The sequence below is a fragment of the Vibrio sp. T11.5 genome, from assembly GCF_027587155.1.
GTDB lineage: Bacteria > Pseudomonadota > Gammaproteobacteria > Enterobacterales > Vibrionaceae > Vibrio > Vibrio neptunius.
Genome location: NZ_JAPPTP010000004.1, coordinates 248,979 through 262,962 on the forward strand (window position 1 = coordinate 248,979; position 13,984 = coordinate 262,962).

The window sequence follows — 13,984 nt, forward strand, 5'->3', positions numbered from 1 at the left end:
TCAATGCCCGTTGCCGAATATCTATTTGTTGTTAAGGTATAACGTTAAGCTATACCCCTTGTTGGGCTGCCTGTTGAAGACGGTCAGCGAACCACTTGGCAGAAACAGAAAGCGGATGATGCTGACAGTAAATCAGGGAGACATTGACCGGGATCGATGGAATTAATGATGTGCATTGGATTTGCGGATACGATTGGTAATGCATGGCAGTCCAAGGGTCGATAATCGCATTTGCGGCACCATGCACGACCATTTCTGCAGCCACGTTATAGCTTCTAACGCTCACTTTAGGGAGAAAGTCTGGGGCGACGGAGTGAATGGACTGATGCAGTTGAAATCCAAGTGGGTCTCGGGTATCGAGTCCAACCAGTGGTAGCGGGCTCTCTAGTAATTCCTCAATGGTAACCGAGTGCTGAATCGTCGTCTCTGCAGGGAGCAGTACTTTCATTTCAGTATTGAGTATAGTTTCTTGGATAATGGACGAAACGCTCTCTTCTCCAAAACAAACCGCCACATCCAGCTCGTTTTTTATTAGACCATCAATCAGCTCATCTCGATTTGCGGTGCATACTTCTAAGGTATAGTCGGTATTATTGCACACCTGCGCTATGATCGGAGCAAGGAAACCAGAAGCAAGTATCGGCGGCGATCCAATACGAAGGTGGTACTGACCATGTTTGAGTTTACTGGTTAAACTGCGAAACTGACCGAGCTGCTGGTATATCTTTTCTGCTTCCGCTATGAGTGACTGCGCTTCCTGAGTTGGAACCAGTCGACCTTTGACTCGATCAAATAGCATGAAACCCAATTGCTGTTCAGTATGAGCCAATACTCGGGTGATATTGGGCTGTGAAACATGAAGTTGCTTGGCTGCCCCCGACACTGTGCCTGCCTGCATGATGGCATAAAACACTTCTATCTGGCGTAGATTCACTTCCTTGCTTACCTGAGTAAATGAACAGATAGCGACTACTTTAAAGCAAATAGCTGAAGTTAAAAAGAATTAACCTAACAGGGTTGACCTGCTTATTTGTCTAGGCTTTACTGTGCGGCCCGATTTTGGCAGACAATAAAGAGGTGATTGATGGCGATTGGATTCGATTATGGAACGGCAAATTGTTCGGTAGCGGAGTTGAACAATGGTGCGATTAGACAAATTCCTCTGGACGGTGAAAGCTATTATGTTGCTTCAACGTTATCTGCCCCGACTGCGGAAGTCGTTTCTGAATATTTATTTCGCTGTCTTGATGTTGCTCCAGGAAGTGATATCAGTGAAAGTGTTTTGCGCCGGGCGATTAAGCTTAACCGAGATGAAGGGCTAGAAGTTTGTTCTGATGACGTTCGATTTGGGCAGCAAGCTTTAGAGTCATATCTGGAAGACCCGAAGGATGTATATTACGTTAAATCACCAAAATCGTTTCTTGGTGTGACTGGCTTACGTGATATGCAGTTAGCTTTCTTCGAAGATTTGGTCTGTGCCATGATGGCCAATATTAGGGCTCGAGCAGAAATTACACTTAAAAAAGAGGTGTCGCAGACGGTCATCGGTCGCCCGATTAATTTTCTTGGGCGAGGGGGAAATGATTCGAATATACAAGCTGAAGGTATTTTGCGCCGTGCTGCTCGCCGAGCTGGTTTCAAAGACATTGAGTTTCAGTTTGAGCCTCTGGCGGCAGGCTTAGACTATGAAGCTAGCCTCAAACAAAACAAAAATGTGCTGGTGGTGGATATTGGTGGTGGTACAACAGATTGCTCGTTTGTTCAGATGGGCCCAAGTTGGCGTGGAAAACAAGATAGAAGTGGCTCTTTGATTGCGCACTCTGGACAACGAATTGGCGGGAATGACCTAGACATTTTCACTGCCTTTAAATGCTTTATGCAGGAGTTTGGTATGGGGTCAACCAACCATTCAGGCTTAGATATACCAACCACTCAATTTTGGAACCCGATTGCAATCAATGATGTTCAGGCGCAGCGCAAGTTCTACGCACATGAAAACCTTAAGCAGCTCCGACTATTGCTGAAGGAAGCTCGTGAGCCAGAAAAACTGTCTCGACTCGTGCAGATACACCTAGAAACTCTTGGTTACTCTGTGATCCGGGAAGCGGAGAAAACTAAGATAGCATTGGCTGATGCGGAGGTTTATGAAGCAAACTTGGATCTGCTTTCTGAAGTGTTTCCACTATCTGTGACTCGTGAGCAGATGGAAGAGGCCATTTTCAACCCAACTGAGAAAATCAAAGCGCTGGTCATCGAAGCGATTCAGCAAAGCAGCATCAAGCCTGATGTGATCTACATGACAGGGGGATCTGCCCGCTCACCGATTTTGGTGGACGCCGTTAGGTCAGTATTGCCTGAAACCCCTTTAGCCAGTGGAAATCATTTCGGCTCAGTGACTGCTGGTCTCGCTCGTTGGGCGGAAACGATATTCAGGTAAATGGAGTGTGCTTTCCATTGGATTGGTTGTATGTTGCATTTTTACTAGTGTTTATCCTGTCAATTCAACTGGAATTGACTTCAAAAACACTCTATTGATAGAGGTGTTTTTACGTTTTTCAAAATAGTTCCCTTTAAATTTCAAAAATTGTGACATTGATCGTGCCTATAATTAATGCCTCGATTGCTATTGAAAATAGTAGCACTTTCATAGGGTTAAAATTTGTTCATATTTTTGTTGTTTGAGCAATTCCTAATAAATTGTATCGCTAAGCGTTTGGTTGCACTTCATTTTTAAATATTTCGTACTACGTTTTAATTGTTCGTGAAGCGTTGGCTGCAGTGGCCATGCACGAACAAAAGGTTACAACCCTAAACGGACGTTAAGTTATGAAAATTAAATTATTAGTCGCAGCTATTGCGGCAACAGCATGTGGTACTAACGCTTTCGCTGCAGAAATCTATAGCGGTGAAGGATCAACAATTTCTCTCGGTGGCTACGTAGATGTAGGTATCGGTGAGTATGACTCGGCGGATGAAGTTGAGGTACATGACGTATCACCTCGAATCAATATCGCAGGTACACAAGATATCGGTCATGGTTTCACTGTTGATGCCAAAGGTGAATGGGCGTTGAACTACCTTGATGGTGGTGACACTTCTTTCACAACCCGTCTGGGCTACATTGGTGCAACACACGAGCAATTTGGGCGATTTGTTGTTGGTACGCAATGGTCTCCATATTATGATATCGCTGGCGTTGCAGATTTACCTATCGCATTTGCCAACGACTTCTTGTATGAGGATCATAACAATCTTGGCACAGCACGTGGCGAAGACATGGTCAGTTACCGAAAAGCGATTGAGCTTGGTGACATGGGCAGCCTAAATCTTGGTTTGGCTTGGCAAGGTGAGCACACAGATTCTGCAAATAGCAAGCTGTATGACGCACGCGGCCAGATTGCTCTATCAATGAATGTTTATGGTTTTAATCTTGGCTATTCATACAATGGTGGTGATGTTGCAAATGTAGACAGTCATTCTCACGTATTCGCTTTTAGTTCAGGATCTTATGGTGACGGCCTGTACTCTGCAGTTGTTTATGCGATGAACGAAAATATGAACCCAAGTAGTTCGCCACTTGCGGAAAGCGATCAGTATGAGATTTTACTTGCATACGCTCTTGGGAATGGTTGGAACTTGAGTGCTAACTACGAAGCAGTGGTTGATGATAAAGCAAGTAAAACCCAATACAGTCAGTCGGCTTTACAAGCTGAATACACCTTTACTCCTAAGTTTATGGGTTTCGCAGGTTATCAGTTTGATTTAGGTAATGACATTAGTGTTAAAGAGGAAGATAAGTGGACTATAGGTGCGCGATACTTCCTGTAAATCAATAAAATCTACTGCCTCAACACGTACTTGTGTTAGCGCCTATCCAGTATTGAATAGGCGTTTTTCTGTTCTTTAGGCTTTGAGCGTATCAAATATGGGGATTAGATCTTAGTTTCGATAGACGATGGGTTAACTCATCAACCTGTTGAATTAATATTGGAATCTTTATCAATGATCAGGGAAAGAGGCATGAATTCGGTTAAAGTTGGTGATAATAGTATCTATCCAAGCAAAGTGATTTGCGTAGGGCGCAATTATCTTGAACACATCAAAGAGCTCAATAATGCAGTACCGGATGAAATGGTTGTGTTCAACAAACCGTCTTCTTCGATCTCTTCTCAATTAATATCTCACCACGGTGAAACCTTACATTACGAGGGTGAGATCTGCTTTATTGTTCGTGAAGGTCAACTGAGTGCAGTTGGGCTCGGATTGGACCTAACCAAACGCGAGTTGCAATCCAAACTTAAGAATAAAGGGTTGCCATGGGAGCGCGCGAAATCGTTTGATGGCTCAGCGGTATTTAGCCGCTTTATTTCTTTAGATGGTATTGCCATTGAATCTCTGGAGATTGAACTGTTTATTAACTGTGTTCGTGTTCAAAAGGGTGCTGTCACCCAAATGATGTATCCGCCCTATACCATTCTTGAAGAGCTCAGAACGTATACCACTTTAAATGATGGCGATATCGTGATGACTGGCACCCCGCAAGGTGTTGGTGAAGTGCATACTGGTGATGTGTTCCTTGGGCGACTAAAAGCTGAAGGTAAAACGCTGATCGAAATTGAATGGTTAGCTCAATAACCCTTTACCTTTCCCTTAGGGAAAGGAGTAACCTCTGAATTTTGGTTAACTCAGAGGTCATTATTATGGGGTGTTGTAATCAAGCACCAAAAGGCGGTACTACCAAGCTAAGTGCACTGGTCAAATGGGTCATGATACTCGGATGCGGTGTTTTGTTTTTAGCTTGGATATTTGGCTAAAACAGCCGTAGGCCAACAAATACCAACATACTGGTTAAGGTCGTCAGTAACACATTGTTAGTTTTCCAAGCCAAGATTGCCGCCAATATTGCAGAAAGTAGGTACGGGTTATCTGGCGTAAGCCAAAGCTGTTTCTCAGGCATAAATACAATAGGAGCCCAGATTGCAGTCAGGACCGCAGGGCTTGAATAGTTGAGCAGTCGATGCGTTTTAGGGCTTAATCGCAACGGTAGTTTAGGCTCAAGAAATACATACCGACTTAGAAAAACCAGTACTGTCATCGCTAGAATAGAGAGCATAACCATTATTTCGCTCCTTTGATTGTTTCGCAAATATAGCCCGCCACCATTCCGCATAGGCTGGCAATCATTAGCCCTGATTCAATGTTCAAATAGCTGCAGACTACTGAGACGAAAAGCGAAGTTAGCACCGCCATTAATGTAGGTAAGTTTTTGATGTTTGGTGTGACAATGGCAATGAATGTCGCGGCGACCGCAAATTCCAATCCGAGCTCATTCATTGCTGGGATTTGACTGCCAGCAATGATACCCGCCAAGGTGGCGAGGTTCCAGCAAAGGTAAAAGCTGAGACCAGCACCGAGTGCGTACCAGCGGTTGAACTGCTGTTCAGATTGTTGCCCACATAACGCGAATAACTCATCCGTGAGCAGAAAACCTAACCCTAATCGCCATTTGAGTGGCAATACACTGACTTTACTGCGCATAGAAACGCTATATAAGAAATGGCGTGAAGTAATAAAGAAGGTGGCCAGGAGCATGGTGGTGAGTCCTGCTCCTGCTTTTAACATACCAGTAGCCACAAGCTGCGCTGATCCTGCGAAAAGAATGGCTGATAGTGCTTGGCTTTCAGTAATGCTTAGCCCTGCATCAATGGCAAACGATCCTGCAAGTAGGCCCCAAGGAATAACGGCAATGCTCAGAGGCATCATCGCGAATACTCCTTGCATGAATAAACGTTGTTTACTTGGTATGTCAGTCGAATTCAAAGTTGTGCTACTCATAAAAATTTGATTGGTTGTTAAATTTGTCATCATTAATACACATGTCAAATCGTGTGCCTTGTATAAAATTGCGCTGTTAAATGCCTTTGGCATACTGCTTGGGTGTGACTCCTATCGCTCGTTTGAAGTGGCGATGAAAGTGGCTTTGATCGTGAAATCCGGATTCTTGGGCAACATCGGAGATTTTCATTCCCTTACGCAAGAGTCGTTTCGCGAATCGAAGTCGAGATTGGATTTGATAGGAATGTGGTGGCAACCCATATGTTTTCTGAAAGCTTCTCACAAGGTGGAATGGGCTTAATCCAGCAAGCTTGGACAGATCTTCCAACGACACATTCGCCTGTGGAAAGTCATCGAGAAACTCCTTAACGATACCAATTTGTGTAGAGCCAGACGTTAGCAAATCGCTAGATTGTCGGCTCTTGCTATGGCGAGCGATAAGTTTAACCAGTGTGCCGTAAACCAAGGTTTCTCTAAGTAGTTTATTGTCTGATTTTTCTAGTACTTCAAACACCAACCTTAACTGTTGTGCCATTTCAGGGTCGTATACAACAGGCTCTGGGAAGTAAGGGACAGATAACGCAGGGGTTAAGCCTGAGGTTATCTGAGAGAATTGTTCTGGAAGAGGGTACATGGCCTTGTATTCCCATCCACCTTCAGTCGCTGTCTGGCCATTATGCACTTCATCCGCATTGACTAAAATAATGCTGTCTTGAGGTGCAATATGATTGCCTCCGGTGCGATAGAACTTTTGAGCGCCTTTTTCTATAACACCAATGGTAAAGCCTTCATGGCTGTGGCGAGAAAAGTTTTGGTGAGTGTATTTGGCGTCGAGTAACTCTAGACCACCGAGCTCAGACGCCAGATGAAAATGTACCGATTCTTTGCTTTTCTTTGTCACTGTTGCGACGTCCTGTTGTAAACACTCTCAGCAGTCTAGCTTATTAGTTTCAATTATTTTTGTACAAAATTGCTTTCTCTTTGAGACGCAGGAATGAATGTCACTTAGTTATATCTTTTGATTTATTACCCTTTATTTGACTGATACATCTAGTTATAGATCTCCAATTGCTATAAAATCCCGCGCTTTCTCATTTGTTTAATATAATAAATATGATTGATATTTCGGTGCTTCCTGTTTATCTGACAGCGGTGGTGGCACTTTTATTGTTGCCTGGCCCGGATATGCTTCTGATCGCCAGCTCAAGTATGAGTTATGGCCGTAGAGTAGGTGTTTTTGCCAGTTTAGGTAATGCGACATCCGGTGTGATTTTAACGCTGCTTGCTGCCGCAGGCGTCTCAGCCTTGGTGGCTATGAGCCCTTTAGCGCTCAAAGCGCTTCATCTTCTTGGCGGCACGTACTTGTTAAAAATGGGCTGGGATTGCCTACGAGCGAGTGACAGTGGGAATCCTGATTTGGACCCGTCAAACAAAATGGCTGGGACTTTCTATCAGAGAGCACTGGTCAGTAATCTGCTTAACCCTAAAGCTTTGGTCTTTTTTGTTATGTTCTTACCTCAGTTTGTCTCGGTAAATATAGACGCATCATCTGGAGAACAAATGTTGGCATTGGGGTTGCTGCTCAATGTGCTAGGGCTAGCTTTCAACTTCCTGTTGGTGGCATTGGTGGGTACCTTGGGTAAACCACTGCTTGAAAACGCCAAATTCCGGACTTATCAGCATAAGTTTATGGGGCTGGTATTTGCCATTCTGGCATTGTGGATGCTAAGCTCGTTTGTCGCGGAGTTGTAACGTGAGGCCAGCCATTGCTGGCCTTATTTGTTAGGAGGAAAGGAAACCGATGCACATAATTTTTATGTTGAACCCACCAAAGAACATTAAAGATGTTATCTACAATGGTCTGAAATCATTTAATCTCAAGCATTTCCCTGATGAAGAAATCGTGTCGCTGGCGTGCATTGCTGAGAATCAACAAGGTGATTTTGTCGGTGGATTAACGGGTGAAATTTTTACCAACACACTTTTTGTTGAATTTTTATGGGTAGATGAAGCCAATCGCTCTGCAGGCACAGGTTCTAGTTTAATGGCCAGAGTCGAACAAGAAGCCAAAGCTTATGGTGTAACGGATATTTATTTGGATACCTACTCGTTTCAGGCTGCGGAATTTTATCTCAAGCTTGGTTTTAAAGAAGTTGGACGCTACCAAGGTTTCCCCACGGCAGGCGTTGATAAGATTTTTTTACAAAAGAAAATTGTATCGTGAAGTTCTGACATTACACTAACATTTACTTTAGCCGCATACCCATAATGGAGCGGTTTTAATCCTCGGGTTTTACAGAGTTAATGATCAAGCGTTTAAAATCTGCAGTGATGGCGAGAATTACCCTACTTTTAGTTGGATGGGTTTTTGCTGTCTGCTTTATGCAGAACACCAGCATCATTAGCATCTGTTCGTTTAAGCAGTCTGCTCTTAGCGACACAATTCAGCTCACCGACAACAGTGGTGGCATTCAAAAACAATGTGACCTGACAGAAAAACTGCTCAGCAGTGCCAAGGTGAATCTTGATAACATGATGGTACCGATGTTTTTGTTCATCGTGGTCATCGTTGCCTGGCTGGTTCGAATTCGACCAGAAGCCCCATCCTTTACCGAACCTATCGTCCCCAAATCTAGGGTTCACCTCACATTGTGTGTTTTCAGAGAATAAATTCAGTTATGTGTTTCTGACTTCGGTCAGAGGATTTAATACGTCTTTTATATCAACCATTTAAAAAATGGTGACTATTTTGGAAATACACATGAGAAGTTTATTAAAAGGCATGGCCATGAGTGCAATCTCTCTATGGTTTGCATTGAGTACCTTGCTATTTACAAGCCAAGCCTTTGCAGAAGTCGATACTGGCTGGATGACCAAACAGGAACATCCGCCGCTCAAAACTCGCTTTGTTCTAACGGGTCAGGCTGATGCAGCGAGTAAAACCGTTGAAGGTTATCTAGGAGTTGAACTGGATGACGACTGGAAGACCTACTGGCGCAGCCCAGGAGAAGGTGGTATTGCCCCCTCTATTGATTGGGGTGAGTCGACCAATCTTGAAAACGTAGAGTGGCATTGGCCTTACCCGGAACAGTTCAGTTTGCTTGGCATTCATACACTGGGCTATAAAGATAAAACCGTGATTCCTATGACGTTGGCAGTCAAGGATTTTGCTCAACCAGTGGTATTGGATGCCAAGCTAACGATGTCGTCCTGTACCACGATTTGCGTGCTCACGGATTACCCATTTTTACTCACTTTCACCCCAAGTGAGTTGGTGATCAATCAAGACGCACTTTATACCCATGCTCAAGCCATCAGTCAGGTGCCTAAGTCTTCGCCTTTGTTGTCGAATGTAAAAGCAACTTGGGATGCGAATGCCAATGTTCTTCAAGTTCAGTTGACCAAAGCGCTTGGTTGGCAGGAACCAGAATTTATTGTCGATGGGCATTCGGATGATGCAAAGGAATACAGCTACAAACTGACTGGCTATAGTGTCGATGGAGATACAGTTACGGCAACCTTTGATGTGTCGAGTTGGTTAGGCGACATCAGCTTCATTGATCAGAGTATTTTCGTCACGGCTCAAGACAACAACTTTCTGGCTGAACAGGATGTTACGGTCTCAAATGGGATAGTGACCAAGACCAATATATCTTTATTGCAGATGATTGGCTTTGCTCTTTTTGGCGGTTTGATTCTCAACGTCATGCCGTGTGTTCTACCTGTCTTGGGGATGAAGCTCAGCAGTATTGTGGCAGTTCAAGGTGTTGAACGACGCCAAATTCGCTGGCAATTTCTCGCGTCTTCGGCCGGTATTCTTACTTCATTCTGGTTGCTGGCTGGTTTCCTGCTAATACTTAAACTGACCGGAAATGCGGTGGGTTGGGGGATTCAGTTCCAAAGCGGTTGGTTTATTGCCATTATGGTGCTGGTCACCAGTCTGTTCGGTGCAAATATGCTGGGACTGTTTGAGATCCGCCTGTCTTCAAAAACCAATACTTGGGCTGCATCAAAAGGCGACAATTCCTATGCCGGACACTTTACCCAAGGCATGTTTGCTACCTTGCTTGCCACTCCGTGTTCTGCCCCGTTCTTAGGAACGGCAGTTGCTTTTGCATTGGCCGCTAGCTCACTGGAGCTATTTACGATCTTTACTGCCTTAGCTGTAGGGATGGCGTTTCCTTGGATTGGTGTGGCACTTTTCCCAGGTATTGCAAAACGGTTGCCGAAACCAGGCGCATGGATGAATAAGCTCAAACTCTTATTTGGCGTCATGATGCTGGCGACTAGTATTTGGCTACTCACATTACTCAATAATCACATTCCTCCCTTCTGGACGCTACTTATTGCCTTAGTGGCATTTGTTGCCCTACTGACTCGTGTGAAAAAGGTGTATGGCGATAAAGCCATGGCGATTTCAGGTGGTGGAACTGTGCTCTTGATAGCGGGTGGTTTTGTTTTAGCGAGCATGACGACAGATCACTGGGCAACCCCCTTGCCAGATGATTTGGTTTGGGAGCGCTTATCTAATGAGCGCATTGAGCAAGCCATGAGTCAAGGCCAAACGGTGTTTGTTAACGTGACGGCAGATTGGTGTGTCACTTGTAAAGCGAACAAAATTGGCGTCATTCTTCAGGATCCTGTCTATTCGGCACTGAAGCCCCCATCGGTCACTCTGATTGAAGGGGACTGGACGCATCCAGATGGCTTAGTCACGGATTACCTGCGCGCTAATGGCCGATTTGGTGTGCCGTTTAATATTGTCTATGGGCCAAGTGCTCCTGAAGGCATTCCATTGCCTATCATCTTATCAAGTGAGGCTGTGATGGAAGCTATTGCAACCGCTAGGGGAGGGAACAGTTAGTGAAACGTTCTCTGCGTTACTGGCTTAAAGAGATTTTGATTCTGGCGATATTGGCCATTGCGATTTCTGTGGCGATGGATTGGTTTCGTAGCCAGAGCTTACCGACTGAATCGGCGCCACCTATCACGGGTGTCACTCTGGATGGAGAGTCGGTAGATGTGATTGCCATGAGCTATGAGCAGCCAGTGATGGTCTATTTCTGGGCGACTTGGTGTCCTGCGTGTAAGTTTGTCAGCCCAACGGTTGACTGGTTGAGTCAGTACTATCCGGTCATCGGTGTCGCTGGCTCGTCAGGAACTTCCGCTCGAGTTCGCCAGTTTATGCAGGCTCAAGAGTATCAATTTAGCAATATTAATGATGAAAGAGGGGAGATATTCAATCGTTGGAATATCTCCGTAACCCCAACCATTTTCATAATCAAAGATGGCAAGGTGGAAAGCATTACAACAGGCATCATCACACCACCTGGTATGTTAGCCAGACTTTGGTTAAATCAGTAGGAAAGATACAGTGATTAAGAAATTAACAATAGCATTGGCGATGGGCGTTATGGCGTTATCGCCTTTGGCCCAAGCTCAAAATCAGGACGAGAAAATCAACGAAATTGTCGAGATGCTAAAAGCCAATCCGAGTGTCGTCGACGGACTTCATGAAAGTTTGGGCATGTACGTTAAGCAACAGCAACAATTTGATCAGTTGCTATCGAGCAGCCAAGCGTATATCAACGACCCTAAGCACACCTCTATAGGGGCAGAAAATGCGGAATTAACCTTGGTTAACGTGACGGATTACAGCTGCCCTTATTGTAAGAAGCTAGATCTTGAATTGCAGAAATTGGTAAAGGACTACCCGCAAATCAAAGTCGTTAACTTGTATGTTCCGCTGAAAGAAGGTTCTTCGAGTGTTAACTCGGCCGGTTATGCTTTGAATGTGTGGCAAAATGCACGTGACAAATATCCTCAAGTTCACGAGTTGTTAGTGGCGAAACCAGGGACCCATGATGCGATTTCTCTGGCTAAAATTGCCAAGAAAACAGGTACAGAACAGTACCTGAATAACCCTGAAGATATTGCAAAGCAGTTGGAAAACAATTACGCGTTGTTCAATGGCTTCGGTTTGCGTGGAACGCCTGCATTGATTGTTGGTGAGAGCGTGATCCCAGGTTATGTGCCTTACGATAAACTGGAAGAAATCGTCGAAAAACAATTGTAATGAAAAAGGAACACTCCCTCATTGTGAGGGAGTGTTCGCTTACTCGCTAGTCATCTGAGCGTTTACGTTTTACGGCAGGGATAGCAAAAGCCCAGTGAGCGATGAGTAGACAAAGTAAGAAATAGATAGTCGTTGCTGGTGCTTGTAGTGGGAAATCAACGCTCATGTGGATCAGCATCCCTAATATAGCCATAAAAGCTCCGAGCCCCGCTCCTTTCATCTGGCGGCTGCGTCGATTTCGAAAAGCTTGCATTGACTTAAGCAGAGCGGCGACAACAGCCACTGCCAGTATTGATGTACCAATCAGACCATACTCGAAGACAAACTGGATATAGTCGTTGTGGGCGTGATCGTAAAAGAGTTGAATTTTTCCATTATTGTAGGCCTGAAACGACGAGTAAAAACTGCCACCACCTAAGCCAACCCAGGGCTGTTGTTGGATGGCTTCAAAAGCTGCATATATCACATCATCTCTTGATTCATTACTCAGACTGGTCTCGACTAAACGTTGTTTCACTTTGTCTAAGCCAAACCATGTGCTGACAATCAAAGTATCAATCGCAAACAGGCTGGCAATAAGTACATACATGCTTTTGGGTTTGTTTTTAAAAAGCAGCAGTAGAAGCAAGCAGCCCGTAGTCAGAGCGATAAAAAATGCCACATTTCCCATCCGAGAGCGGGTTAAAACCAGAGCGATAACCATAATGATCAAGCCCAAACGAATGAAAGCTTTGTCAGATAAGAACACGGCAAAAAACCGTTGCGCAGAAAGACGAATACTTTGTTTCTGATTATCTTGCAATTGTGAGATCAGTAGTCCAAAGCCAATGCATAGGTTGATCAGCAGGAAGTTGGCCAAGTGGTTATGGTAAACAAAGCTCCCCGAAGCTCTGTGACCGACGGGTAAATCTAGTATAGGAGAAAGAGGGAGATCGAGCAGTTGAATAACACCCGCGTAAAAACCCTGACATACACCACTGCTCACCATGACTAGAGTCAGGGCTTTGAGTCGCGACATACTAGTTATGACAACCGATGCAACTAAACACAACTGTAAATAATGTAGCGTTTTAACCGATGAGACGATCGCCAGTCCAGTGTCCTCAAAAGAGCCAAAAGGAAGTAGAGGCTGGATAAAACTCCACAGAGTAAAAAGAGCTAATGGCACTATCACCCATCGGGTCCGTTTTAAATAATGCAGCCAATGATCACTGGAGTAACTAATCACGCAGAGAAGCAACAACGCAGCGATAAGGAATTCATTGATCGACCAGGCCCACGGACGGTTTCCGCCTAAAGGGATAGGGAGCCAAAACACAAACAGAAGGAAAAAAGGGTAAATCAGTCTTTCAAGCAAACTTGTCATAAAAAGCACAAAAAAAAGGGCAGGCTCAAGGCCTGCCTTAGTCAAATATCCACAACTTAATTCGGAGAGGCTGTACCACCGCCACTACCACTGCCAGTTCCCAATGCGGTCGTTGCGCCTGGGTTAACCGCTAAAGGTGGAGCAGTGGCAATACCCGCAGCGGTTGGTTCACTGATTAATGCCGGGTCAGCGCCGCCTGAAATAGCTGCAATCAGAATATCGGTCGGATCCAGAAGGCCGAGCTTTGCAACTTCATCAACAATATCTTGCGCGTGCTCTGGAGCAGCGAGAACCGCTTGTTGGATAAGCTGATCGTAGGCCTCGGGATTTGCGTGGCTGACGACAATAGCGGTTGCTTTAGCCATTTGCTCCGGTGCCAATACTTGACTGGCAGCGTCGAGTACAGCGAGGCTCTCATTGGAATGTGCTTGTGATGCGATAGAGAGTATATCGGTTGACTGATCAGGACAGCTAGAAAGTAAGCTGACTAGTGTCGACGTGACGTCAGTAGCGTTTTCTATTGATGCTTGAATGGCATCTGCATCTGAACAAGTAACATCAGGTGCTTTCTCAGCCATACTGTGTGCTGAAAACACTATGCTGGTTATCAATACCCATGCTTTGTAATTCATTATGTTAGTTCCCGAATACTCTTAATGAGCCCATAGTACTGCCAGTATATGGACTGGTTTAGATTTATCGATAAA

At 44.7% G+C, this 13,984-nt stretch carries 15 protein-coding genes; 9 read left to right on the forward strand and 6 right to left on the reverse strand.

The genetic code is table 11. From position 1 onward, the window contains the following. Positions 1-49 precede the first annotated feature (49 nt). Positions 50-934, reverse strand: a complete 885-nt coding sequence (locus tag OH455_RS06860) for a LysR family transcriptional regulator (RefSeq protein WP_269980843.1) — start codon at positions 932-934, stop codon at positions 50-52. Positions 935-1,084: 150 nt separating this feature from the next. Between OH455_RS06860 and yegD the strand changes: the two genes are divergently transcribed. From yegD to OH455_RS06875, 3 genes are all read left to right on the forward strand, one after another. Continuing rightward, the gene (gene yegD / locus OH455_RS06865; RefSeq protein ID WP_269980844.1) at positions 1,085-2,437 is read left to right on the forward strand and encodes a molecular chaperone; all 1,353 of its coding nucleotides are present in this window, start codon (positions 1,085-1,087) and stop codon (positions 2,435-2,437) included. A gap of 389 nt (positions 2,438-2,826) precedes the next feature. Continuing rightward, positions 2,827-3,828, forward strand: coding sequence for a porin (locus OH455_RS06870; RefSeq protein WP_269980845.1), 1,002 nt, complete (start codon positions 2,827-2,829; stop codon positions 3,826-3,828). A 192-nt stretch (positions 3,829-4,020) separates the two neighbouring features. Next, entirely contained in the window at positions 4,021-4,635 is a 615-nt protein-coding gene (locus tag OH455_RS06875) for a fumarylacetoacetate hydrolase family protein (RefSeq protein ID WP_269980846.1), read from the forward strand. 175 nt (positions 4,636-4,810) lie between these two features. On the opposite strand, the gene OH455_RS06880 is transcribed toward OH455_RS06875, so the two are convergent. The 3 genes from OH455_RS06880 to OH455_RS06890 form a co-directional block, all read right to left on the reverse strand. Continuing rightward, entirely contained in the window at positions 4,811-5,119 is a 309-nt protein-coding gene (locus OH455_RS06880; protein ID WP_269980847.1) for an AzlD domain-containing protein, read from the reverse strand. Further along, positions 5,119-5,835, reverse strand: a complete 717-nt coding sequence (locus tag OH455_RS06885; protein ID WP_269980848.1) for an AzlC family ABC transporter permease — start codon at positions 5,833-5,835, stop codon at positions 5,119-5,121. The genes OH455_RS06880 and OH455_RS06885 overlap by 1 nt, the downstream gene beginning before the upstream one ends. A 76-nt stretch (positions 5,836-5,911) precedes the next feature. After that, positions 5,912-6,736 (reverse strand): helix-turn-helix transcriptional regulator, encoded by an 825-nt coding sequence (locus OH455_RS06890; protein WP_269980849.1) that lies wholly within the window; start codon positions 6,734-6,736, stop codon positions 5,912-5,914. Between the two features lie 212 nt (positions 6,737-6,948). Between OH455_RS06890 and OH455_RS06895 the strand changes: the two genes are divergently transcribed. The 6 genes from OH455_RS06895 (at position 6,949) to OH455_RS06920 (ending at position 11,911) form a co-directional block, all read left to right on the forward strand. Then, positions 6,949-7,587 carry a LysE family translocator gene (locus OH455_RS06895; protein WP_269980850.1) on the forward strand — a complete coding sequence of 213 codons (639 nt, stop codon included), beginning with the start codon at positions 6,949-6,951 and terminating at the stop codon, positions 7,585-7,587. A gap of 49 nt (positions 7,588-7,636) precedes the next feature. Beyond that, positions 7,637-8,059 (forward strand): GNAT family N-acetyltransferase, encoded by a 423-nt coding sequence (locus OH455_RS06900; protein WP_269980851.1) that lies wholly within the window; start codon positions 7,637-7,639, stop codon positions 8,057-8,059. 80 nt (positions 8,060-8,139) lie between these two features. Continuing rightward, on the forward strand, positions 8,140-8,505 hold the full coding sequence (locus tag OH455_RS06905; RefSeq protein WP_269980852.1) for a hypothetical protein: 366 nt from the start codon (positions 8,140-8,142) through the stop codon (positions 8,503-8,505). Between the two features lie 91 nt (positions 8,506-8,596). After that, a complete protein-coding gene (locus OH455_RS06910) occupies positions 8,597-10,699 on the forward strand; it encodes a protein-disulfide reductase DsbD family protein (protein WP_269980853.1) in 2,103 nt (700 codons plus the stop codon). Beyond that, positions 10,699-11,199, forward strand: coding sequence for a protein disulfide oxidoreductase (locus OH455_RS06915; protein ID WP_269980854.1), 501 nt, complete (start codon positions 10,699-10,701; stop codon positions 11,197-11,199). The genes OH455_RS06910 and OH455_RS06915 overlap by 1 nt, the downstream gene beginning before the upstream one ends. 10 nt (positions 11,200-11,209) lie before the next feature. Then, on the forward strand, positions 11,210-11,911 hold the full coding sequence (locus tag OH455_RS06920; protein WP_269980855.1) for a DsbA family protein: 702 nt from the start codon (positions 11,210-11,212) through the stop codon (positions 11,909-11,911). Between the two features lie 46 nt (positions 11,912-11,957). Here OH455_RS06920 and OH455_RS06925 read toward each other — a convergent pair whose 3' ends face one another. After that, positions 11,958-13,277: an O-antigen ligase family protein gene (locus OH455_RS06925; protein ID WP_206375014.1), complete on the reverse strand. Its 1,320-nt coding sequence runs from the start codon at positions 13,275-13,277 to the stop codon at positions 11,958-11,960. A 56-nt stretch (positions 13,278-13,333) separates the two neighbouring features. Beyond that, positions 13,334-13,909, reverse strand: a complete 576-nt coding sequence (locus tag OH455_RS06930; protein WP_269980856.1) for a hypothetical protein — start codon at positions 13,907-13,909, stop codon at positions 13,334-13,336. Positions 13,910-13,984: the final 75 nt, after the last annotated feature.